This is a genomic window from Alphaproteobacteria bacterium LSUCC0396 (assembly GCA_041228345.1).
In the GTDB taxonomy this organism is placed as follows: domain Bacteria; phylum Pseudomonadota; class Alphaproteobacteria; order Puniceispirillales; family Puniceispirillaceae; genus UBA3439.
On sequence record CP166131.1, the window covers coordinates 1,669,426 to 1,690,609 of the forward strand.

At 49.6% G+C, this 21,184-nt stretch carries 25 protein-coding genes; 17 read left to right on the forward strand and 8 right to left on the reverse strand.

All coding sequences use genetic code 11. The annotated features are described in order from the left end of the window. Nucleotides 1-33 precede the first annotated feature (33 nt). From AB8881_08040 to dctP, 5 genes are all read right to left on the reverse strand, one after another. Nucleotides 34-399, reverse strand: coding sequence for a hypothetical protein (locus AB8881_08040; protein ID XDZ62498.1), 366 nt, complete (start codon nucleotides 397-399; stop codon nucleotides 34-36). 102 nt (nucleotides 400-501) lie between these two features. Further along, the gene (locus tag AB8881_08045; GenBank protein ID XDZ64536.1) at nucleotides 502-1,365 is read right to left on the reverse strand and encodes an oxaloacetate decarboxylase; all 864 of its coding nucleotides are present in this window, start codon (nucleotides 1,363-1,365) and stop codon (nucleotides 502-504) included. Nucleotides 1,366-1,414: 49 nt separating this feature from the next. Continuing rightward, entirely contained in the window at nucleotides 1,415-2,689 is a 1,275-nt protein-coding gene (locus tag AB8881_08050) for a TRAP transporter large permease (GenBank protein ID XDZ62499.1), read from the reverse strand. Continuing rightward, a complete protein-coding gene (locus AB8881_08055) occupies nucleotides 2,686-3,159 on the reverse strand; it encodes a TRAP transporter small permease (GenBank protein ID XDZ62500.1) in 474 nt (157 codons plus the stop codon). The genes AB8881_08050 and AB8881_08055 overlap by 4 nt, the downstream gene beginning before the upstream one ends. A gap of 134 nt (nucleotides 3,160-3,293) precedes the next feature. Further along, a complete protein-coding gene (gene dctP / locus AB8881_08060) occupies nucleotides 3,294-4,286 on the reverse strand; it encodes a TRAP transporter substrate-binding protein DctP (GenBank protein ID XDZ62501.1) in 993 nt (330 codons plus the stop codon). 234 nt (nucleotides 4,287-4,520) lie between these two features. On the opposite strand from dctP, the gene AB8881_08065 reads away from it, so the two are divergent. Continuing rightward, nucleotides 4,521-5,294, forward strand: a complete 774-nt coding sequence (locus AB8881_08065; protein ID XDZ62502.1) for an FKBP-type peptidyl-prolyl cis-trans isomerase — start codon at nucleotides 4,521-4,523, stop codon at nucleotides 5,292-5,294. 2 nt (nucleotides 5,295-5,296) lie between these two features. Further along, nucleotides 5,297-5,557 carry a hypothetical protein gene (locus AB8881_08070; GenBank protein ID XDZ62503.1) on the forward strand — a complete coding sequence of 87 codons (261 nt, stop codon included), beginning with the start codon at nucleotides 5,297-5,299 and terminating at the stop codon, nucleotides 5,555-5,557. 13 nt (nucleotides 5,558-5,570) lie between these two features. On the opposite strand, the gene AB8881_08075 is transcribed toward AB8881_08070, so the two are convergent. After that, nucleotides 5,571-6,026: an Lrp/AsnC family transcriptional regulator gene (locus AB8881_08075; GenBank protein ID XDZ62504.1), complete on the reverse strand. Its 456-nt coding sequence runs from the start codon at nucleotides 6,024-6,026 to the stop codon at nucleotides 5,571-5,573. Nucleotides 6,027-6,153: 127 nt separating this feature from the next. On the opposite strand from AB8881_08075, the gene AB8881_08080 reads away from it, so the two are divergent. Continuing rightward, on the forward strand, nucleotides 6,154-8,502 hold the full coding sequence (locus AB8881_08080; GenBank protein ID XDZ62505.1) for a transketolase: 2,349 nt from the start codon (nucleotides 6,154-6,156) through the stop codon (nucleotides 8,500-8,502). A gap of 180 nt (nucleotides 8,503-8,682) precedes the next feature. Continuing rightward, entirely contained in the window at nucleotides 8,683-10,215 is a 1,533-nt protein-coding gene (gene pgi / locus AB8881_08085) for a glucose-6-phosphate isomerase (GenBank protein XDZ62506.1), read from the forward strand. 24 nt (nucleotides 10,216-10,239) lie between these two features. Here pgi and AB8881_08090 read toward each other — a convergent pair whose 3' ends face one another. Together AB8881_08090 and AB8881_08095 are read right to left on the reverse strand one after the other, a co-directional pair. Then, the gene (locus AB8881_08090; protein XDZ62507.1) at nucleotides 10,240-11,004 is read right to left on the reverse strand and encodes an SDR family NAD(P)-dependent oxidoreductase; all 765 of its coding nucleotides are present in this window, start codon (nucleotides 11,002-11,004) and stop codon (nucleotides 10,240-10,242) included. Between the two features lie 76 nt (nucleotides 11,005-11,080). Next, nucleotides 11,081-11,287, reverse strand: coding sequence for a SlyX family protein (locus AB8881_08095; protein XDZ62508.1), 207 nt, complete (start codon nucleotides 11,285-11,287; stop codon nucleotides 11,081-11,083). Between the two features lie 191 nt (nucleotides 11,288-11,478). On the opposite strand from AB8881_08095, the gene AB8881_08100 reads away from it, so the two are divergent. The 13 genes from AB8881_08100 (at nucleotide 11,479) to AB8881_08160 (ending at nucleotide 21,151) form a co-directional block, all read left to right on the forward strand. Then, the gene (locus tag AB8881_08100) at nucleotides 11,479-12,468 is read left to right on the forward strand and encodes an alpha/beta hydrolase (protein ID XDZ62509.1); all 990 of its coding nucleotides are present in this window, start codon (nucleotides 11,479-11,481) and stop codon (nucleotides 12,466-12,468) included. 163 nt (nucleotides 12,469-12,631) lie between these two features. Next, entirely contained in the window at nucleotides 12,632-13,279 is a 648-nt protein-coding gene (locus AB8881_08105) for a peroxiredoxin (GenBank protein ID XDZ62510.1), read from the forward strand. A gap of 104 nt (nucleotides 13,280-13,383) precedes the next feature. Then, on the forward strand, nucleotides 13,384-13,818 hold the full coding sequence (locus tag AB8881_08110; GenBank protein XDZ62511.1) for an ArsR/SmtB family transcription factor: 435 nt from the start codon (nucleotides 13,384-13,386) through the stop codon (nucleotides 13,816-13,818). A 49-nt stretch (nucleotides 13,819-13,867) separates the two neighbouring features. Further along, nucleotides 13,868-14,281 (forward strand): hypothetical protein, encoded by a 414-nt coding sequence (locus tag AB8881_08115; GenBank protein ID XDZ62512.1) that lies wholly within the window; start codon nucleotides 13,868-13,870, stop codon nucleotides 14,279-14,281. Nucleotides 14,282-14,456: 175 nt separating this feature from the next. Further along, nucleotides 14,457-14,933 (forward strand): sulfur oxidation c-type cytochrome SoxX, encoded by a 477-nt coding sequence (gene soxX, locus AB8881_08120; protein ID XDZ62513.1) that lies wholly within the window; start codon nucleotides 14,457-14,459, stop codon nucleotides 14,931-14,933. 16 nt (nucleotides 14,934-14,949) lie between these two features. Further along, nucleotides 14,950-15,417: a thiosulfate oxidation carrier protein SoxY gene (soxY, locus tag AB8881_08125; GenBank protein ID XDZ62514.1), complete on the forward strand. Its 468-nt coding sequence runs from the start codon at nucleotides 14,950-14,952 to the stop codon at nucleotides 15,415-15,417. A 24-nt stretch (nucleotides 15,418-15,441) separates the two neighbouring features. Further along, nucleotides 15,442-15,768: a thiosulfate oxidation carrier complex protein SoxZ gene (soxZ, locus tag AB8881_08130; protein ID XDZ62515.1), complete on the forward strand. Its 327-nt coding sequence runs from the start codon at nucleotides 15,442-15,444 to the stop codon at nucleotides 15,766-15,768. Between the two features lie 36 nt (nucleotides 15,769-15,804). Continuing rightward, the gene (soxA, locus tag AB8881_08135; protein ID XDZ62516.1) at nucleotides 15,805-16,632 is read left to right on the forward strand and encodes a sulfur oxidation c-type cytochrome SoxA; all 828 of its coding nucleotides are present in this window, start codon (nucleotides 15,805-15,807) and stop codon (nucleotides 16,630-16,632) included. Nucleotides 16,633-16,796: 164 nt separating this feature from the next. Then, entirely contained in the window at nucleotides 16,797-17,540 is a 744-nt protein-coding gene (locus AB8881_08140) for a cytochrome c biogenesis CcdA family protein (protein ID XDZ62517.1), read from the forward strand. After that, nucleotides 17,540-18,157, forward strand: a complete 618-nt coding sequence (locus AB8881_08145; protein ID XDZ62518.1) for a thioredoxin family protein — start codon at nucleotides 17,540-17,542, stop codon at nucleotides 18,155-18,157. The genes AB8881_08140 and AB8881_08145 overlap by 1 nt, the downstream gene beginning before the upstream one ends. A 53-nt stretch (nucleotides 18,158-18,210) precedes the next feature. After that, complete coding sequence (gene soxC, locus AB8881_08150) at nucleotides 18,211-19,485, forward strand: sulfite dehydrogenase (GenBank protein ID XDZ62519.1); 1,275 nt, start codon at nucleotides 18,211-18,213, stop codon at nucleotides 19,483-19,485. Beyond that, nucleotides 19,478-20,134 carry a c-type cytochrome gene (locus AB8881_08155; GenBank protein XDZ62520.1) on the forward strand — a complete coding sequence of 219 codons (657 nt, stop codon included), beginning with the start codon at nucleotides 19,478-19,480 and terminating at the stop codon, nucleotides 20,132-20,134. Before soxC ends, AB8881_08155 begins: the two co-directional genes overlap by 8 nt. Nucleotides 20,135-20,233: 99 nt before the next feature. Further along, nucleotides 20,234-21,151 (forward strand): MBL fold metallo-hydrolase, encoded by a 918-nt coding sequence (locus AB8881_08160; protein ID XDZ62521.1) that lies wholly within the window; start codon nucleotides 20,234-20,236, stop codon nucleotides 21,149-21,151. Nucleotides 21,152-21,184 lie beyond the last annotated feature (33 nt).

Consider the following 21,184-nt stretch of genomic DNA (forward strand, 5'->3'; position numbering starts at 1 on the left):
AAAAGCGTCGCATTTTATGCGGCGCTTTTTTGTTCAATATATCTGGCACTTTGCGCTAACAGCCCGTGAGCTGTGCGGGAAAACGGCAGCAAAATAAAAGTTCCCATCTAAAAATGAAATATAAAACCGGTCATAATCGGCCTGCCAGTCAGTCAGTGTCTCAAATTGCGAGATCTTGAATGCGTTGGTTCCACCGGTAAATCCATTGATGCCGAACGCCACAATATCGTTTGATACGGTCATTCTAAATGTTTCATTTTTTGACGTAATAATTTTATGCCGTTCCGTTTGCAGAATCTGCGTCGTCTCACAATAGATTGGTGTTTTGGCCTGACCGGTTGCAATGGTCGACACAAATAGACCTGTTGCCAGAAATAATGTTGATATGGATTTGCGCATAACAGCCTCGATCAGTTGCGTGTCATTGCCCAACATAGCGCCCACGGAAAACCGGTAACATCATCTGGTGTATTTGACGAAATTGCCAACGCCCAACGGCCGTCATTTGCGATAGGATGTCTCATAGCGTGATGATGCCTCATAATAATCATCAAAGCCGATCCGGTGTCGCAGTTCGGAGAAATCCATCAGACCAGCATCTTGTCGTGTGTCAGTTTTGATGTGATCAAGCGCCAATTTCATCGCTTGCATTGATGCCGCCAAAAGAGTCAATGGATAGACCGCCATCTGATAGCCGATCTCTTCAAGTTCGCCCATCGGCAAATCAGGTGTTAGGCCGCCCTCGACAATATTGGCCAATTTGCATCCCGGGACCTCGCGGCAAAGGGTGCGCATTTCATCAATTGATTTCGGTGCTTCAATAAAAATAATTTCGGCACCCAGCTCGTGATAACGCTGCCCGCGATAGATGGCCTCGCTTAGCCCATGCGTGTGATTGGCATCGGTACGCCCCATGATGACGATATCGGTATCTTCGCGGCTGGCATCAACCGCCGCCTGAATCCGGTCAAAGGCTTCCTCGCGGCTGACAACATCTTTGCCCGGCGTATGCCCACAGCGTTTTGGTGATAGCTGGTCTTCGATCAGAACGCCGGCACATCCAACTCTGGCAAAGCCGCTGACTGTGCGATAGACGTTCATCGCATTGCCATAGCCGGTATCGCCGTCAACGATAACCGGAATTGATGTGGCTTCGGTAACATTACGGGCTTGATCCAGCACTTCGCCATAGGACATCAGCCCCAGATCAGGCGCACCAAGACGCGAAGCCGATGCAGCAAAGCCGGACATAAAGCTAAGGTCAAAGCCTGCCTGCTCAATCATCTTGGCCGATAATCCGTCAAAGCAGCTTGGCATTGGCAGAAATCTTCCCGACGCAATTTGCTGGCGCAGAGTCGCGGCCATCTTGTTTATGTTTTTAGGTGCCATCGCTTCGCACATTCCTTGTCAGATATTAAAGTTTGAATGGTATGTAGAGTGCTAAATCCGGCCAGACATACATCACGAAAACAGTGAAAAGCATCAGCGCCAAAAATGGCAATACGCCCTTGGCAACATCGCCAAGCGGTGCCCCCGAGACGGATTGTATGACATAGAGATTAAGCCCAACCGGCGGCGTAATCAGCGCGCATTCGACCATGATCACCATAAAGATGCCAAACCAGATCGGATCAATGCCCATATTCATCGCCGCCGGCAATAATACCGGTACCATGATTAGCACCATCGACAAGGTTTCAAAGACCAGCCCCATCGCAATCAGCACAATACAGACCACAAAAATAAACATGGCTTTACTGTCGATCAGCATTTGTATTGCCATCGAAATTTCCTGTGGGATCCGGTAAAGGGTAATTGCCTTTCCGAAAATCTTAGCGCCCGCAATAATGATCAAGATCGCGGCGGTGGTAATCATCGCCTCAAAAACTGCCTTTTTGAAATTGGCAAATGACAGTGAGCGTAAAATCCCGACCGTTAGGATTAGCGCTAACGCAAAACCAACGGCGGCAGCTTCGGTCGGGGTGAATACACCTGTATAAATACCCCCAAGGATCAGCGATGCCAGCCCGATCGTCGGGGCAACCTTGATCATGCTGCGGCGTCGCTCCTGCCAGCTTGCTGGTGCGCTTGGCGTATAGCCGCCAAAGAAATGCGCATAGATAATCGAAAACAGGATAAACAAACCGATCAGAAAAATGCCAGGCCCGATCCCTGCAAGGAATAATGCGATCACGCTTTCTTCGGTTATAAAGCCATATACAATCATCGGCAGGCTTGGCGGTATCAAAATGCCCAGAGTGCCGCCGGCCGCAAGTAATCCATAGACAAATTTCTTGTTATAGCCGCGCTCGATCATCTCTGGAATTGCCACGACGCCAATCGTTGCGGCGGTGGCAACCGACACGCCCGAAATAGCCGCAAAAATACCGCAAGATACAATTGTCGCAATCGCCAGCCCGCCCGGCCAGTGCCCAACCCATGCCTGAACAGCCGCATAGAGGTCCTTGCCGCATCCACCATAGAGTAGAATATTACTCATCAACAGGAACAGCGGGACGGCCAAAAGAATAAACCCGTCCAATGTAGACAAGATTGCTTGTGGTGCCATTAGCGGCGAGAACCCGCCAGCAACCAGAAGCCCAAGCCCGAGGCTGCCGAGTGAAAAAGCGACGGGTAGGCTGGCCAGCAGCAAACCAAACATTAAACCCAGAATAATGACGAGTTTCATTCATGCCCTCCCGTAGGAATGGGGTGCCCGTCGATCAATTTTTTAATCTCGATGATGGCTTGAATTGCAAGACAAAAAAAGAACACTGGAACGGGTAATTCGGCGATCCAGATCGGTAAATCTAACAGGCTGCCAGTGGTGCGGCCGCGTTCAAATGAATCATAGAAAATATCCCAACCGTAGATCGTTACATAAACGCAAAAGGCGATCAAAATGCCCATGGTTATCACTGCGGTAATGCGATGCGCACGGTCGGGCAGTTTTGCGGTGATCGCGTTAATTTGAATATTGCGCCGAAAGCGTAAAATCCACGGCATCGCGAGTAACGTTCCATAGATCAGGCATAGCTGACTGAATTCAGCCGCCCATCTAGTGGGCGATAGAAAGAAATAGCGCGCGATTACCTCAAAGCTAAGCATCAGCCCTGACAGCACAAAGAGCCAGGCTGCAATCCATGCAAAGAGAGTCATTAGGCGCTCAAAATTTGAGATATATGACTTCATTGGAAAGTCCAAAAAAGAGATTTGGGCCGTAAAGACAGGCAACCCAGCTCGAAAAAAGAAACCCGGGCCGGGGCAAAACTGGCGCCGGGTTGGTTATGGTTTTACAGTTTTGATGCTGCGTCCAACAGCTGTGTGCCAAGCGGGCCTGCCTTGGCTTTATACTGGTCATAAACGGATGCGGCCGCCGCCTTAAACGCCTGAATGTCAGCATCAGATGGGGTCACAATTTTCATGCCATTTTCCCTGGCTACCTTATAGGCATCAGCCTCAATCTCGGCGATGTAGTTGCGAACATGCGCCTCAGCAACACCTGCGGCATCACCAATGATTTTACGCTGGCCATCGGTCAGCCCGTCCCACCATTTCGAATTAACCACAACGATAAATTCAATGTCGGCATGGTTGGTAACGGTGATTGTGTCCATCACCTCATAGAGCTTGCGCGACTTGACGCCGGAAACCCCGGTCATGCCGGCATCGACTGTACCGCGCTGATAAGCAAGATACTGCTCAGACCCAGAAACCAATGTTGCGGCACCGCCAGTTGCTTCGACAAATTGGCCAAGTGTTTTGCCAAAGACGCGCACTTTTTTGCCCTTCATATCATCAGGATTTGAAATCGGTCCGCCTTTAGACAGCATGATTGCACCGCCATAGGCCTGCCACCACAGAACGTTTGAACCGGTGCCCTTGATGGCCTCATCAATTGGCCCCCGAATGGGCGATCCCTTGGCCACTGCCTTGCGGACTTTTTCCTCAGAATTAAACAGGAACGGCTGATAGAAAATATCAACTGCTGGCACATCGCCAACATAGCGCGTTAGCGAAGCAACGCCGGCTTCGATGGCGCCTGATCCCACAGCTGCTGGCACTTCCTTGTCTTTATATAGCTGCGCCGAGTCATAAATCTGTACTTCAATGCTGCCATTTGATTTCGCCTCAACCTCTTTCTTGAAGAGCTGAAGATTTTGTCCCAAATGACTTTTCATTGGCAATTGCAATGAAATTCGCATCGTCACATCGGCGGCGAATGCCGACGTCGACAAGAACAGGGCTACAGATCCTGCAGCCAACGTGGTTAGCAACTTATTCATGAGAAACTCCCTAGTTTTTACTTTATTTTTTTAGCCTACATAAGTCGTAGAAAATGAAAACAGTTAAAGTGATTTAGCAATAAGCCCGAATGAGTGTCTAGATAGTCCGTGTGATCCGCGTGTGATCCCTCTAAACTTGTCAGCGCAAATGGAGTGGGGGCTAGCATATAGCGTAAAAAAATGAGATGAATGAGGGTCTATCGACACCGGCCCACCGAAAAAGGGTTAAAGAAATTGATAAAGATTCTTCACTGGATAGAGACAGGCGGGCTGTTATCTGCCGTGCTGTCGGTTTTTTTGTTTTTGGGGGTTAGTGTGAACGCAGCCAATTTGTCATATGAAGTCACTGCCGAGGGCGATGGGGAAACTGCCCAGCAGGGTATGCAGGTATCGGTGCATTATCAGGGGCGTTTGACAGATGGCACTGTTTTTGATGATTCGCAAAAACGCGGCGAGCCGATCAACTTTACCCTTGGCAGCGGGCAAGTAATCCCGGGCTGGGAACAGGGTATCGAGGGAATGAAGGTTGGCGAAAAGCGCGTGCTAACAATCCCGCCCGAGCTTGGCTACGGTGCGGCTGGTGCCGGATCAGTGATCCCGCCAAATGCAACATTGATCTTTAACGTCGAGCTTGTCGCGATTGCGATCCCACCGAAACTGGCTGATGCTAGCCCTGCTGATTTGAAGGCTGCACAGAAAAAAGGTGTCGTGGTGATTGATATCCGCCGCGCCGAAGAATGGGCGCAAACCGGTATCATCGAGGGTGCGCATACCATTACCGCCTTTACTCAATCTGGTCAGCTTCACCCCGAATTTCAGGCGAAATTTACCGCCATTGTGCCAACGCCGGATACACCGGTTATGCTCTATTGCCGAACCGGAAACCGGACCGGGATTATCGGGAATGCGTTGGTAAGCCAGCTTGGTTATAGTGATGTTACCCATTTGACAGATGGTATCGTTGGATGGACGGTTGCCGAATCACCAGTCGTGCCGTATCAGCCCTAGCCATGCGATTATTGATAATTCTGGTGTTTTCATCAATGTTTTTGCTGGGTGGGTGCGCCGCGCCGGACCGGTCAATATTGACTAAGCAAGGTGATGAGAATCTAGATTGCACGGGGCTGAAGGCCGAATTTGATTTTGCTGCCCAGCTTGGTGACAATGCGCCGGCGCGCCGCCGGCATATCAGGGCGTTACAAGAAGAAAAGCAATGTGTGACGCCGCCAAAGGTTACAATTTCGATTGGTGTGTCAAAATCTTTTAATTAACCCTGATGCAATCCTATCTGGTTCGTGCAGTTTGCGATTTAACGCGCCGCAGTGGAATTGATGATTCGATCGAGGCCACCCCCTCGGTGCGGGTCAATTCGCCAAGTAGGAATTTTTCATAATCTTCAATATTACGTGTCACAACACGAAGCAGATAATCATAGCTGCCGGTCATCAGCCAGCAATCGACCACTTCGGGCATCGTGCTGATCCGGCGCTCAAATTTTGCTAGATTATCGTCAATCTGTTTCTCAAGCCGAACCGACACAAAGACTGAAAAACTGAAACCTAATCGGGTTTCATCCACCAGCGCTGTATAGCCGGTAATGATTTTGCTTTCCTCTAGCTTTTTTACGCGGCGGGCCACCGGCGTCTGGCTTAGGTTGATCCGTTCGCTCAACTCATTGATCGACATCCGCCCATCAAGCGTCAATTGGTGGATAATTCGCAAATCAAAGTCATCAATCATTTTTCGCTACCAAATATAATATTGTTAGTGTTTATCACTATAAAACTGGATTTCATATGGCAATATAGGCAAATTTTCTATCAAAATATATAGTAATATCTTTCCATGTTTTGATGAGGATTAAGCGATGGAAAGTCACATGGATTTTGCCCGGTTACGGCAGGTTGAAACACGGCTTTTATGGCTTTCGCATTGGATGATTCATCATGCAAATCATCTGCGGCCAAATGATGAGGGCATTAAAATTGGGGGCCATCAGGCCAGCAGCGCCTCGATGGTCTCGATTATGACGGCACTGTATTTTGCGGCGCTAAACCCAGAAGACCGTGTTGCGGTAAAGCCGCATGCCTCACCATTATTTCACGCTATGCAATATCTGATGGGTAATCTTGATGTTGCGCTGATGAAGAATTTTCGTGGCTATGGCGGTGTGCAATCCTATCCGTCGCGTACCAAAGATGTTGATGATGTCGATTTTTCCACTGGCTCGGTTGGGCTTGGGGTTGCGATCACCAGCTTTGCCGCGCTTTGCCAAGATTATATCAAAGCCAAGAAATGGGGCAGTGACCTCAAGCTTGGCCGGATGGTCGCATTAATGGGCGATGCCGAACTTGATGAGGGCAATATATATGAATGTCTTCAAGAAGGCTGGAAACATGATTTGCGCAATACTTGGTGGGTTATTGACTATAACCGGCAGTCGCTGGATGGCATTATCCATGAAGGCCTGTGGGAACGCGCCGAGAAGACCTTTACCGCCTTTGGCTGGGATGTAATCCGGCTGAAATATGGTGCCCTGCAAATTTCAGCTTTTGCCGAGGCTGGCGGTGCCAAGCTAAAGGACTGGATTGATCGCTGCCCCAATCAGGATTATGCCGCGTTGACTTTTATGGGGGGCAAGGTTTGGCGTGAGCGTTTGCTTGATGATCTTGGTGATCAGGGTGATTTTACCGCATTCCTTGATCGGCGCAGTGACGATGAACTGGCGCGATTGATGGAAAATCTGGGCGGTAATTGCGTTGAGACAATGGCGACGCAATTTGCCGCAATTGACCATGATCGTCCGGTCTGTTTTCTGGCCTATACAATCAAGGGGTGGGGAACACCAATTGCCGGCCACAAAGACAATCACGGTGGCTTGATGACACCGCAACAGATGCAGCAATGGCAATCTGATATGGGTGTTCGCGTCGGCCGCGAATGGGACCGGTTGGAGGCGGTGGATGATCCGCAAGGTTTTCAGCAATGGCTGGATCAGGTGCGCTTTTTCAAGACCAAGACACGCCGTTTTGATGATGCGGTGATTGATGTGCCGCCACTGGCACTTGATGCGTCGAAATCTGCTTCGACGCAGGCGGGTTTTGGTAAAATACTGGATATTATCGCGCGCCGTGATGATGTGATTGCCGAACGTCTTGTGACCCTTAGCCCAGATGTTTCGGGCACCACCAGTCTAGGTTCATGGATTAACCGCAAAAAGCTGTTTGCCCGTATTCCGATCCGCGATGTGTTTAAAGACTCAAAAATTCCATCAACTGCCAAATGGGAATTTGATGCAAGCGGCCAGCATATTGAGCTGGGCATTGCCGAAATGAATCTGTTTCTGGCGCTTGCTGCTGCCGGCTTATCAACCGAGCTATTCGGCAAGCGGCTTTTGCCAATTGGCACGGTTTATGATCCGTTTGTTTGCCGTGGATTGGATGCGCTGAATTACGCTTGTTATCAAGATTCAAGATTTATGATTGTTGGCACCCCATCTGGTGTCACCCTTGCGCCGGAAGGCGGCGCGCATCAATCGATTGGCACACCGCTAATCGGCATGAGTCAGGACGGTCTCAGCAGTTTTGAGCCGGCATTTATTGATGAATTGGCGGTGATCATGGAATGGGGGCTGGCGCATATGCAGGCCGATGATGGTGGCTCGGTCTATCTGCGGCTGTCGACTAGGCCAATTGAACAGCCACAGCGCCGTATTGATTCGGCATTGGCGCAGGATATCATTGATGGCGCTTATTGGCTTCGGCGTCCCGGGCCAAATTGCGAATTGGTGATTGCCTATCAGGGCGTGATTGCCGAAGAGGCGATTCACGCGGCCGGCCGTCTTGCTGAATTTCGCCGTGATATCGGGGTTCTTGCGGTAACCTCGGCCGACCGCATCTATGCCGATTTTAATGCTGCCAGCAAGAGCCAGAACCGGATCTCGCATATCGAAAAGCTATTGGCTGATGTGCCGCATCATGCGTCAATTCTAACGGTTATCGACGGGCATCCTGCCACATTGGCATGGCTTGGTGGGGTGCGGGGTAATCCAACAACCGGCCATGGCGTTGAGACGTTTGGCCAGACCGGCCGTGTTATCGATCTATACCGGCATTTTGGGATAGATCACGAATCGCTGGTGCGATCTGCATTGCATCAAACGCCAGGTCGCCGGAATGTGAAACAGGTGCATCCAGCACAAATTAACGTTGCGTAATTGGGTTTATCGCATCGTTCTGGGGCGTTTGCAGCATCGGGGCGAGGGGCTGTTTTTCATCTATCACAATTTTCTTGCCCGAAACTGGGTTGCATCATTGCGTTGAATCTATGATGGTAGCTCGTTGCTAATTAAGGCCGTGGTTAAGACCGTGGCTGGTTTGGGCTCGGGGCGTCGCAGATGGCAAATCAAAACACAAAGCTCGACAAGATCGAAGCCGAGTTGCGCCGCCATGCAGATGGCATCGCATCGGTGCATCTGCGCGATTTGATCCATGCTAACGGACGTGATGCGCTGTGTTTTCAGTTCGAAGATCTGATGGTTGATTGCACGCGCCAACCCGTGACAGATGATATTATGAACCGGCTGCTTTTGCTGGCTGAGGCGAAAGCGCTGCCAAATTTTATTGATGCATTGCTGGCTGGCAAACCGATCAATCTCAGCGAGAACCGGCCAGTTTTACATTGTCGCCTTCGCACGCCGGATTATCGGCGCGGCGATGATTACCAGAAATTGATCGCTTTTGCCGACCATATACGGGCTGATCAGCGGATCAAATCGGTTGTTAATCTTGGTATTGGTGGGTCTGATCTCGGGCCGGCAATGGTTACTCAGGGTCTGGCCGGCGCCCATGATGGCCCAGCGATTCATTATGTCGGTAATATCGATCCGAATGCGCTGCTCGATACATTGGCGCAGTGCGCGCCGCAATCAACTCTGTTCATAACCACCTCAAAAACCTTTACCACAAAGGAGACTCTTGCAAATGCCGCCTTGGCCAAGGGCTGGTTAGAGGCTGGCGGGGTTGAGCCTAATCAGGCCATGGTAGCGGTCACCGCCTATCCGGAGCGGGCTATCGGGTGGGGGCTTGATGCGGATCATGTTTTTACTTTTGATGAGGGTGTTGGTGGGCGTTATTCGCTATGGTCGGCGGTTGGCCTATCAGTCATTATTGCGATTGGCAGCAAGGCGTTTGGACAGCTGTTAGACGGCGCCCATGCGATGGATGGGCATTTCGAAACTGCGCCACTTGCAAAGAATATACCGGTCATTATGGGGTTGTTGCGCGTCTGGCATCGTAGTTATCTTGGCCGCATGGCCTATGGTGTGATGCCTTATGATCAACGTTTGGCGCGATTGCCAGCGTGGGCACAGCAGTTGGAAATGGAAAGCAACGGTAAATCGGTCAGCAGGCAAGGCGATCCGCTTGGCCGGCCCGCAGGCTTGCTTGTCTGGGGCGAGGCTGGTGTTAATGCGCAGCATAGTTTTTTCCAATGGTTTCATCAGTCAGTTGATATCGTGCCGATTGATATTCTGGTGGCACGCAAGCCGGCCGGATTGCCAGATGATCCGATGTGGCAGAATAGCCACCGCGCATTGGTGATTAATGCGCTGGCGCAGGCCGAGGCGCTGGCGCTTGGTGTTGTTGATGCCGTGGCCCCGCACCGCCAATTCCCCGGGAACCGTCCGTCAGTGCTGATTAGCTGGAAGACAACGACGCCTTATGCGCTTGGCAGGCTGCTGGCGCTGTATGAACATATTACCATCGTGTCTGGTTTTATCTGGGATGTGAACAGCTTTGACCAATGGGGGGTTGAGCTTGGCAAGCAAATGGCAAATGAAATCAGTCAAGGGGGTAACCTTGCTTGGCTTAGCCCATCGGCAAAGGCATTTTTGCGCCATCTGGATGAGGATAGTCTGGATAAGGAATAGCTGTTTTTCTTGTCCCGCGACGGCCTAATCGGCGGTCCAGCCACCATCGACAATAAGCGCCGAACCAGTCACCATTGCAGCGGCATCAGATACGAGAAACTGCACCGCGCCCATGATATCCTCAACAGTGCCAACGCGCCCAAGTTTGATCTTATCTTCAACCCATTGCCGTCGTTCAGGGTTATTAAAGGTTGGCACCGTCAACGGCGTCAAGATAAAGGTCGGGCAGATCGTATTCACCCGAATCCCATAAGCCCCCCATTCAATCGCCATTGATTTGGTAAAGCCCTCAACCGCGTGTTTGGTGGCAGCATAAACGGCGCGATCAACGCCGCCGACCAGCGCCATCTGTGACGATATATTGATCAATGATCCGGCTTTTTTGGATGTGATCAGCCCTTTGGCAACCGCCTGTGTCAGGAAATAGGCGCTTTTGAAATTCAGATTTGCAACAAAGTCGAAATCTTCCGGCGTTGTTTTGGTGGCGGTGCTATGCCGCGCAACACCAGCTGAATTCACCAGAATATCGAATGGCCCTTCGGCGGCGATGCTGGTCTGTACCTTGTCAATATCTGTTATGTCGATCGGTAATATTTCGGCGATCATGCCAGCCTGGCGCATCTCATCGGCAACTGTCTCAAGGGCGCTGGCACGCCGCGCCAAAAGCGTTACCGCGGCGCCATTTTCCCCAAGTGCGGCAGCACAAGCCCGCCCAATACCCGATGACGCACCCGCAACAAGTGCCCGCTTTCCGGCAACCGAAAATGATGGCGTCTTTGGCAAAGTCATTGGGTCGGTCTCCATGTGGCCGGATTATTTTGGGGTGGCTTGCGGCACGTGCAATCCGGGCGCCATCGCAAGACAATCAATAATGCGGCGGCGGTATATCCTCGCTTGCTGTCAGAATGCCGCTTTCCGGCTGCACCCCTTCTAGCCGTGACTTTAGCTTTTCGATCTCGAGAAGCAGGTGAGACAGTTCTTTTTGCTGTGCATAAACCTCATGGCTCATCTGTGCCATTTCGTGCTGCAAGATCGCCATCTGTTCTTCAAGGTGATTAATCTTTGTTTCCATGATCGAGGTTTAGCATTTGTGTATGCCTTCGGCAAAGGCGGAAATGCAGTTATTGGCAAAAGTGATTTGACCTTGGTGGTCAATTTCGTAGGGTTTAACTGATTGGCGCCAGATTTATGGGATGGTGTAAAATTTATCGGGGCATCGCTGGATTAACATCTTGCTTAATCAGCAGTCTTGAGGGGGGGTAATTGACACGAAAAGCGGTAAAAGCTGGTCTCGCCGGATTGGCTTTTTTGATTCTTGGCATATGGTTGTTTGGCGCGCGTGAACCGGTGCGCCTTACCATCTCGCTTGACCGCAGTGAGGCTCAAAACCAGATGCAGAAAGCAGGCCTTGATGCCTATCTGGCCGAGCGTGAGGGGCGATTTGACGATATTATTGACGGGGTTGAAAAGCAGATTATCTGGGCTGGTGAAGCCGGCGTAAAAACACCAATTTCGATTGTCTATTTTCATGGATTTACCGCGACCTCAAAAGAAATTCGCCCAGTGCCAGACAAGCTGGCTGCTGGCCTGGGGGCAAATCTCTATCTTGGCCGATTTGCCGGACATGGCCGCGCCCCGATGGCGATGGCTGAGGTGACTGTTGCGCACTGGATGGATGATGTAGGCGAAGCCGTTGAGATTGGTGGTCAGATTGGCGAGAAGGTAATTATTCTGGCAACATCAACCGGCGGCACGCTGGCGGCTGCGGCCGCCCTCGATACGGCGGCGATGGAAAAAATTGCTGGAATCATTTTTATCTCGCCAAATTTTGCCATCCAGAGCCGTGCAGCCAGTCTGTTGACCTGGCCCTTTGCACGGCAATGGGTGCCGCTGGTTGTTGGATCGTGGCAAAAGGGTAATCCCCGCAATGAACAGCATGCCCGCTATTGGACAATTGATTATCCAACCACTGCGCTGATACCAATGGCGGCGATTGTTAGGGCGGTGGATGCGCAATCATTTGCCGATGTGCAAATCCCCGCCTTGTTTTATTACAGCCTTGAAGATCAGGTAGTGGTGCCGGAAAAAACTGCTGCCTTTGCAAAATCTTGGGGTGGTCCCGCCACGACCATTATTGCCCGCATGACGGCCGCTGATGATAAATTTGCCCATATTATTGCTGGCGATATTGTGTCACCAAACCAAACGCAAGCGGCGGTCGCGCATTTTCTTGCTTGGGTAAAAGATCTTTAAACAATCTTTGCGTGAATAATCCCAATCGGGTGATGGTTGGGTTGTTGATTTACGCGTTCTTTGCTCACAGCCTCTTGATTTTCTCACGCAACCTAGTGAGCATAGACCATCATAATTAATTGGCCACCGGTTATCTAGCGGCAAATCCTTCAAAGGCAAAGCAATGCACCCATCCGACGATCGCGAGCAACTACCAGAGACAACTTATAGATCCTTGATAGGCTCGCCGGCAATTGATTTTGCGGCACGGTCAACAATGGGCGAGGTGCGCTTATCGGCGCTTGCTGGCCGCTGGATTTTGCTGTTTTGCCATCCGGCCGATTTTACCCCTGTTTGCACATCCGAATTTGTTGCGCTGGCACGCGAACAGGATAAGTTTGCCGAAATGGATGTACAGCTTTTGGGGCTGTCGGTTGATAGTGTATATAGCCATATGGGCTGGGTCGAATGGATCGAAACTGAATTTGACCTAAGCGTCAAATTTCCGGTGATCGAAGATGTGTCGATGGATATTGCCCGCGCCTATGGCATGATTGACAGCCACAGTGACACCACATCGACAGTACGCGCTTGTATGTTTATTGACCCTGCGCAAAAGGTGCAGGCGCTAATCCATTATCCGATGCATATTGGCCGGTCTGTTGATGAATTGCTGCGCGTGCAGCGCGCCCTCATCGACACCTATCAAACGCCAAGGGCAGCACCGGCAAATTGGAAACCGGGTGATGCTTTTATGCAATCTGCGGCTGATGCCGTATCTGGTGGCACCAAAGGCTGGCTTCAACGGGTGATGCGGTCAATCTCGAAATAATTACAACGAAGCAATTGAATTTGGTTATTGTTTGCATACATGGTAAATAGTCTATATAAATCGCGAATATAGCCCGATCTTGGAAACTAGCATAGGGGCCACCTATGAGTGCGCACGAAAAAAGTAAATCTGCATTTGATTTGTTGATGAACCGGGCCTCAGACGTGTTTCAGGCTCTATCACACCCGCTGCGACTGGCTATCTGTTTTGCGCTAAATGACGGTGAAAAATCTGTAGGCCAGCTATGCGAAGCGTTGCATCAGCCACAACACAGTATTTCGCAGCATCTAGCGTTACTGCGGAAACACGAGGTGGTGTTCGCCCGCAAGCAATCACGTCAGGTCTTTTATCAGGTCAACGATCCGCAAGTGCAAAAGCTGCTAAACTGTATTAAAAGCGAAGTTCTGGTGGCAGGGACTAGTAAAATGGAGGAAGCAGCGCCAGCTGCACCAGTTGAATTGATCGCGGCTGACGAGGCTGGCAGGTTCTCAACCGTTTTCAAGACGACGATGCCACGTGGGCAGCATGGCAAGGGCTAGCTTTCGATCCAGATCACGGCTGATCTATCAGCTCACCAATGATGAGCTAGTGATATCACGCCCCGCGATGCCTCATCTTAGCAAGGTCCGTCTTTTTGTGCTGCGTTTCGTGGCTTTGTTGGTTTTATGGCTTGGTATTGCGCTATTGCCGACTGGCACTAATGCTTCGCAAAGTGCCTATCCTGCAGGTCAACTATTGATGATTACTTCGTCAAGTTGTCCTTGGTGTGAGGCTTTTGAGGAGGAGGTTGGCAGAGGCTACTCCCGCACCGAAGAATCTAAGGTTCTGCCGTTACGCCGACATGATTTCTTCGCAAAAATGCCATCTGATCTGGCTCACATGACGCCAGCAACTATGACGCCAACTTTTATAATCATTAAAAATGGTGAAGAAACTGGCCGGATTATTGGTTACCCGGGAGCCGAATTATTTTGGTGGCGTTTGGCGGAATTTTTGCATTGAAAAACTTTGTTGTCATCTTCAGCTTTCTGCAACCGCATGCGTTTGATTTTTTTTGCTAAGTCAAAAAAATCGGAAAGTTGTTTTACAATTTAAAAAAAATATGTTCAGATTTAATATAAATGAAAATTTGCATGTATGTGCAAAAGAAAAATAACGATAGATAAGGTGGGGGATAATGAAAACAGCTGTTGTATCCTTTTTAATGTTTGCTGCTATGGGGTTTGCCACGGCGCATTCAGCTTCTGTGACTATCAGGGATCCTGGCTTAGTGGCCTACACTATTGTCGATGATGTCTCGATACCCAAATCTTTGACTGGAAAAGCAGGCGATCCAGCGAATGGACGTAAGTTGGCAATAAGCCGCAAAAAGGGCAATTGTCTGGCCTGCCATGCTATGCCTATTCCTGAGCAACAGTTCCATGGTGAAACTGCCCCATCCCTCTATGGTGTTGGAAAGCGATTGAGCGAGGGTGAATTGCGCATGCAGTTGGTAAACGCAAAGGTTACTAACGATAGCACGTTAATGCCGTCTTTCTACAGAACCTACGGTTTTAATTCGGTGTTGAAGAAATTTGCAGGCAAATCAATTCTAGAGGCGCAAGAAGTTGAAGACATAGTTGCCTATTTGCAGACGTTGCAGACTGATCAATAAGCGGGAGTAAATTGAGATGAAAAAAAATTTGGAAATGCGTGAAATTTCGAGACGCCACGCCCTTGGGATGATTGTTGCCGCTGGTTCTGTTGTGGCTACTGGTTTGCCGGCATTCGCCGACGGCGCTGCAGTCGCATCAAAAATTAAGGGATTAACGGGAGCCAAGTCGATTGGGGAAGGCTCCATTGAGTTGGACCTTCCAGAGATTGCCGAGAATGGAAATGCGGTAAAAGTCGCGTTCTCAATTGATAGCCCCATGACTTCTGATAATTACGTCAAGACTGTGCACGTCATGGCTGATGGCAACCCTACACCCGAAGTTGCGTCGTTCAATTTCACGCCAGCAATGGGTGCGTGTAGTGCCTCGACACGGATGCGTTTGGCCAAAACCCAGAATATCATTGTGCTAGCAGAAATGAGTGATGGCAGCTTCAAACAAGCTCAATCAATAGTCAAGGTTACCATCGGTGGCTGCGGCGGTTGATAAAATAGCTAAAGGAGAACAAAAATGACAAAAATTAAACCTCGGGTAAAAGTTCCATCAAAAGCTGCTGTTGGTGAAATGTTGGAAATAAAAGCGTTGATTTCACACCCGATGCACACGGGTCGAGCTAAAGATAAGAAGGGGAATAAAATACCTCGCAAGATTATCAACAAATTTTCAGCGAGTTTTGATGGTCAAGATGTTTTCTCAGCAAATTTCGAGCCAGCTGTTTCTGCAAACCCATACATCGCTTTTCCATTCAAAGCCACTAAGTCTGGAGAGTTTAAATTCACCTGGGTAGAGGACGGTGGAGCAGAATTCACCGCAACAAAAACAATGACTGTTAGCTAGAATGGCCATTTAAATGAATTAAAAGGGAGGGCTCTTATGAGACTTGCAATTTCAATAATGATGGCTTTAGGCCTTTTGGCTGCGGGTGCTAATGCAAAAACCCCATATCACGACGGGACAGCGGAGGTAATCAAGCCAAAGGATAAAGATCACCCTTTGGGCGAAGTTGTATCAGGGTATGACTTTCGGAAAGCTATGATACGTGATGTTCAAGATGATGACTTCGCTAACCCTGCAATGTTGGTGGCGGATTATGGTGAAGAGCAATGGACAAAAGTTGAAGGCACAGCTGGAAAATCAATGTCTGAGGTGTTTCAAGGATGTGCAGAGGTTCCTCTGAACACGGTTGGTGCCGTTTATCCAAGATACCACAGCGCTGGTGGAAAGGTTATGACGCTTGAGCAGGTAATTAACATGTGCCGCGAAACTGCTATGGGCGCCAAGCCTTACAAATGGGAAAGCCGAGAAATGCTGGGTTTAACAGCTTTCATTAAACTTCAGTCCCGTGGAAGCAGGTTGGAAGTTGCGATTGATGGTCCCGCGTCAAAAACCTTTGAGCGCGGTAAGGAGCTTTATTACACAAGGTTCGGTCAACTTGATATGTCTTGTGCCCATTGCCATGAAGATAATTACGGGAACTATATTCGTGCTGACATGTTGTCTCAAGGTCAAACAAATGGTTTTCCGCTCTATCGCTTGAAGTGGAATGGCGTTGGCTCCGTGCATCGTCGTTTTCGCGGGTGTTTAGAAAATATACGAGCTGCAAAGCCACCTTATGGGCATGAGGATCTCGTAGCTCTTGAGCTTTACACCGCATGGCGGGGGAATGGCCTCAAGGTGGAGACGCCGGCCTACCGCAACTAACTGAGAGTGGTTTTTAAAGGCACCGCCACGTCAAATAAACCCCATACTGCCAGGCGGTATGGGGTATTTATTTTGAAATAATCGAAAAAACCTATATAATAGTTAATGCATAGTAAAATTTATATGTATCTTCTTAAAGAATACATTTAGATGGGGGCGTTTTAGTGACGGTTAGTTTTGGGGCAGCATTACTCGCGGGCTTGCTGAGCTTTTTGTCGCCGTGTGTTTTACCATTGGTGCCTGGCTATATTGGCTACCTTAGCGGGCTTGGCAACCAGTCAAATCACGTGGATCGAATTAATTCTGATCCACATGGCAAAACCATTGCAGTGCGTTTGCAATTGGTAATGGCATCAACCTTATTTGTCAGTGGGTTTTTGACAGTTTTTGTCGTTTTGGGCGCTTCGTCCAGTATGGCCGGCAGCTTTGTTGCGCGCCATTTAGACCTCTTCCAAATTATTGGTGGAGGGTTGATCACCACCCTTGGGTTACATTTTGTTGGCTTGTTTAGCATTGGTTTTCTTAACCGCGATGTACGGTTTATGCCGTCTTCAAAAAGGTTTGGTAGAGTTGGTGCCTATTTTGTAGGGCTGGCATTTGGGTTCGGCTGGACGCCGTGTGTTGGGCCTGTCCTTGCAACTATTTTAATGTTGTCTGCAGGAACAAATGATGGGGCGGGCTTACTTCTTGCCTATGGTATTGGTATGGGGTTGCCTTTTATATTAGTTGCTGTTTTTGCTGATTTATTTCTGTCAAAATTCACTTATTTTACTCGCCAGGCGCGCACGGTAAAATGGCTGCTTGGCGGATTGTTAATCGTTACAGGGTTGGCGGTAATGACGGGCACTTTGTCTCAGGCGGGGTTCTGGCTTCTGCGTAATGTTTCATTTTTCCAGGGAGTAGGGTGATGTTTAGAATAGCAATGATTCAGGTTTTATCTTTTTTCGCCCTTTTAGGTTTTCTGAGCTCCGCCTCTGCTGGGGTCTTAAAGCCAACAATGGGTGATGACGGTATATATCACTATGACTGGTACCATCAGTCTTTTTTTGAGCTTGCTGATGATGTCGATGAAGCGCTAGCCAACGGCAAGGTGCTCATGGTCAAATTTGATCAGAAAGGGTGTATATATTGTGAGAAAGTTGCGACAGAAATACTAAGTGAACCAGCCATAAACAAATATGTTCGAGAGAATTTCTTGGTTGTTCAGATGGATATATTTGGTTCACGGGATGTTACTGACCTAGATGGAACAGTTTTGCCTGAGAACGAAATGGCGGCCCGCTGGGGTGTGGTTTTTACCCCGTCAATCTACTTCATCACTGAAAAAAAAGACGTTGAGAAATTAACAGAAGCTGCAGCTGCTGTTATGCCTGGCGCTTTCATGAGAGGTACTTTCATGGGGATGTTGCAGTGGGTAAAAACCGGAGCCTATAAAACAGAACCGAGGTTTCAAAAGTATTACAATGATAACTTCCAGCGCCTTCGGGAAGAGATGAAAGCTGCGCGTACTGCGGCTCAAAGCTAGTTTAAATTTGTGAACCACAGCCTTAAAATTACAGATAATTCGGGGAAAGTAATATGAGCCAGAAAACAATTAAAAGTGCAATCTCGCGGCGGCAATTGCTTGGCGGTGCCGCAGCCACAGTTGGCGGTATGGCGGCAGCTCCCCTGGCTGGTGCCGCGGAATCTAATCCTGCAAATTTGCCGCCTAATGTTTCTGAATGGACGCCTTATCTTGGCGCGGGGGTGGATGCCAATCCTTATGGCATGCCATCCGAGCATGAGTCGCACGTTATCAGGCGCACGGTTGAATGGCTCACGGCGAGTGCTGAATCGTCAGTTAATTTTACTCCTTTGCAGGATCTTGACGGCATTGTAACGCCAAATGGCTTGTGTTTTGAGCGCCACCATGGCGGCGTTCCAGAGGTAGTGCCAGCTGATTATCGATTAATGATCAATGGTTTAGTTGATCGTGAATTACTCTTTAGCATTGATGATCTTAAACGGTTTCCGCAAGTGAACCGGTTCCATTTTCTTGAATGTGCGGCCAATGGCGGCATGGAATGGCGTGGGGCGCAGCTTAATGGTTGTCAGTATACCTTTGGAATGGTCCATAACGTCCAATATAGTGGCGTCCGTTTATCCGATATCTGCCGTGAAGCTGGGGTGAAGCCTTCGGCCAAATGGGTGCTTGCTGAGGGTGGGGACTCGGCTGGCATGAATCGCTCAATTCCTATTGAGAAAATTCTTGATGATTGCATGATCGCCTATTCGATGAATGGTGAGGCGCTGCGGCCTGAACAGGGCTATCCGGCGCGCCTCGTCGTGCCAGGCTGGGAAGGTAATATGTGGGTGAAATGGATCCGCCGGCTTGAATTTGGCGATGCGCCTTACATGGCACGCGAAGAAACCTCAAAATATACTGATGTTATGGAGAATGGTAAGGCGCGAATGTTCACCTGGGTTATGGATGCCAAGTCAGTCGTAACCTCGCCTTGTCCAGAAAAGCCAATGATTTCGAAGGGCCAGAATTTGTTAAAAGGTTTGGCGTGGTCAGGACGCGGCAAGATTGCTCGTGTGGATGTCTCGCTCGACGGTGGGGTCAATTGGCAGACTGCTGAATTGCATGGCCCAATTCTAAATAAAAGCCTAACTCGTTTTACAATGCCTTTTAAATGGAACGGTGAAGAGCTTAAGGTTCAATCTCGTGCCATAGACGAAACTGGTTATGTCCAGCCAACGATTGAAGCGCTGCAAAAGGAGCGCGGCGTTAATTCGATCTATCATAATAATTCAATTGCTACTTGGTTGGTGAAGTCAAACGGCGAGGTGGAAAATGTACGGCTTGGATAAGACAAAAAAAGACATAAGAATCGTTACCGGCTTTGCTGCTGTAGCTGGGTTTGCTGTGGCCGTTTCGGGAATGGCTTTGGCGTCCGAGCGCCCATTTGGCCTTGGCACAATCGCGACGGCAGAACAGGTTGCTGGCTGGGATATCGATGTGCGACCAGATGGTAAGGGTGCTCCGATTGGAAGCGGCACTGCCGTACAGGGCGAAGCGGTATATGCCGAACGTTGTGCCGCGTGTCATGGCGACTTTGGTGAGGGTGTTGACCGCTGGCCAATTCTTGCGGGCGGGCATGGTTCGTTGGCAACAAATGATCCGGTTAAGACCGTTGGAAGCTACTGGCCCTATGCGTCGACGGTTTATGATTATGTGTATCGCGCGATGCCGTTTGGCGAGGCTCAATCACTTACCCATGACGAGACCTACCAGGTTGTTGCGTATATTCTTAATATGAATGACGTGATTGACGATGAGTTTGTGCTAAGCAACAAGACTATTGGCTCGGTCAAAATGCCAAATCGAAATGGTTTTAGCTTGCCCGATCCGCGCCCCGATGGTCAGCCAAAAGGCGAGCCATGCATGACGAACTGTAAGGTTTCAACCAAAATTATTGGCCGCGCACGTATCATTGATGTGACGCCTGAAAGCCAATAAACTAATCAGGTGTCTGCTGGGGCGTAAGGCGCCTCGCCGGAATCACCTTGCCAAAATCGGCGCATAAAGGCCGGTCACTAAATGGGAAGAAGGTGTAGAATGCGTTTCACCCGTCGTCAATTTACCGCTTATATGGCGACCAGCATGACTTTGGCCGCGATGCCAAATAGCCTGCTTGCCTCAAGTCAGCCGTTTGCCGGTGGCAGGCTCTACAGCTTTTCCGATGGGGTGATGAATTTACCGGTTGAAACATTATTTACTGATGTGCCGGTCGCTGCACGTGATCAGATTTTGGCAAAAAGTGGTGTTACCGATGGGCGTTTGCGCCGTCCGGTGAATGTTAATCTGCTTGATCTTGGCGAGCGCAAGATATTGTTTGATGTTGGCTCCGGGGTAAATTTTTTGCCAACCCTTGGTGAATTACCGGCCGCACTTGATGCGGCTGATGTTGATATCAGCACGATCACTGATGTGGTCTTTACCCATGCACACCCCGATCATATCTGGGGTATCCTTGATGATTTTGACGATTTGCTGATGCCTGATGCCGCCTATTATATTAGTCAGGCCGAGTGGGATTTCTGGGATTCGGATGATGCGATGAGCGTCATGCCAGCTGGCCGCGAAAATTTTGCCGCTGGTGCAAAGTCACGCTTTGAAAAGCTGCGTGATCAAATCTCACTGTTTAGGGTCGGGGATGAAATTCTGCCGAACATCGAAGTTGTTGACAGCGCCGGTCATACGCCGGGCCACGCGTCTTTGTTGCTGCATGATCCAGCCGGATCAGTGCTGATTGCTGGTGATGCGCTGACCCATTCGGTGATTTCTTTTGAGCATCCAGACTGGCTGAACGAGTCCGATATGGACCGCGATCAGGGGGCTGTGGCACGCAAACGTCTGCTTGACCGGCTGGCCGCTGATAAGGTCGGGCTGGCGGCTACCCATCTTCCTGCACCCGGATTTGGCCGCGTGGAAAGAAACCAGTTGGTATGGCGCTATGTTGCCGCTGACAGTTGACCAATGTTTATGTTGACCAGTTTTGAATAGGGA

Excerpts from the sequence above, each read along its gene's own strand:
- AB8881_08040 (XDZ62498.1), bottom strand. The coding sequence starts at position 399 with ATGCGCAAATCCATATCAACATTATTTCTGGCAACAGGTCTATTTGTG.
- AB8881_08045 (XDZ64536.1), bottom strand. The coding sequence starts at position 1,365 with ATGGCCGCGACTCTGCGCCAGCAAATTGCGTCGGGAAGATTTCTGCCA.
- AB8881_08050 (XDZ62499.1), bottom strand. The coding sequence starts at position 2,689 with ATGAAACTCGTCATTATTCTGGGTTTAATGTTTGGTTTGCTGCTGGCC.
- AB8881_08055 (XDZ62500.1), bottom strand. The coding sequence starts at position 3,159 with ATGACTCTCTTTGCATGGATTGCAGCCTGGCTCTTTGTGCTGTCAGGG.
- dctP (XDZ62501.1), bottom strand. The coding sequence starts at position 4,286 with ATGAATAAGTTGCTAACCACGTTGGCTGCAGGATCTGTAGCCCTGTTC.
- AB8881_08070 (XDZ62503.1), top strand. The coding sequence starts at position 5,297 with ATGCGATTATTGATAATTCTGGTGTTTTCATCAATGTTTTTGCTGGGT.
- AB8881_08075 (XDZ62504.1), bottom strand. The coding sequence starts at position 6,026 with ATGATTGATGACTTTGATTTGCGAATTATCCACCAATTGACGCTTGAT.
- AB8881_08080 (XDZ62505.1), top strand. The coding sequence starts at position 6,154 with ATGGAAAGTCACATGGATTTTGCCCGGTTACGGCAGGTTGAAACACGG.
- pgi (XDZ62506.1), top strand. The coding sequence starts at position 8,683 with ATGGCAAATCAAAACACAAAGCTCGACAAGATCGAAGCCGAGTTGCGC.
- AB8881_08090 (XDZ62507.1), bottom strand. The coding sequence starts at position 11,004 with ATGACTTTGCCAAAGACGCCATCATTTTCGGTTGCCGGAAAGCGGGCA.
- AB8881_08095 (XDZ62508.1), bottom strand. The coding sequence starts at position 11,287 with ATGGAAACAAAGATTAATCACCTTGAAGAACAGATGGCGATCTTGCAG.
- AB8881_08105 (XDZ62510.1), top strand. The coding sequence starts at position 12,632 with ATGCACCCATCCGACGATCGCGAGCAACTACCAGAGACAACTTATAGA.
- AB8881_08110 (XDZ62511.1), top strand. The coding sequence starts at position 13,384 with ATGAGTGCGCACGAAAAAAGTAAATCTGCATTTGATTTGTTGATGAAC.
- soxX (XDZ62513.1), top strand. The coding sequence starts at position 14,457 with ATGAAAACAGCTGTTGTATCCTTTTTAATGTTTGCTGCTATGGGGTTT.
- soxY (XDZ62514.1), top strand. The coding sequence starts at position 14,950 with ATGAAAAAAAATTTGGAAATGCGTGAAATTTCGAGACGCCACGCCCTT.
- soxZ (XDZ62515.1), top strand. The coding sequence starts at position 15,442 with ATGACAAAAATTAAACCTCGGGTAAAAGTTCCATCAAAAGCTGCTGTT.
- soxA (XDZ62516.1), top strand. The coding sequence starts at position 15,805 with ATGAGACTTGCAATTTCAATAATGATGGCTTTAGGCCTTTTGGCTGCG.
- AB8881_08145 (XDZ62518.1), top strand. The coding sequence starts at position 17,540 with ATGTTTAGAATAGCAATGATTCAGGTTTTATCTTTTTTCGCCCTTTTA.
- soxC (XDZ62519.1), top strand. The coding sequence starts at position 18,211 with ATGAGCCAGAAAACAATTAAAAGTGCAATCTCGCGGCGGCAATTGCTT.
- AB8881_08160 (XDZ62521.1), top strand. The coding sequence starts at position 20,234 with ATGCGTTTCACCCGTCGTCAATTTACCGCTTATATGGCGACCAGCATG.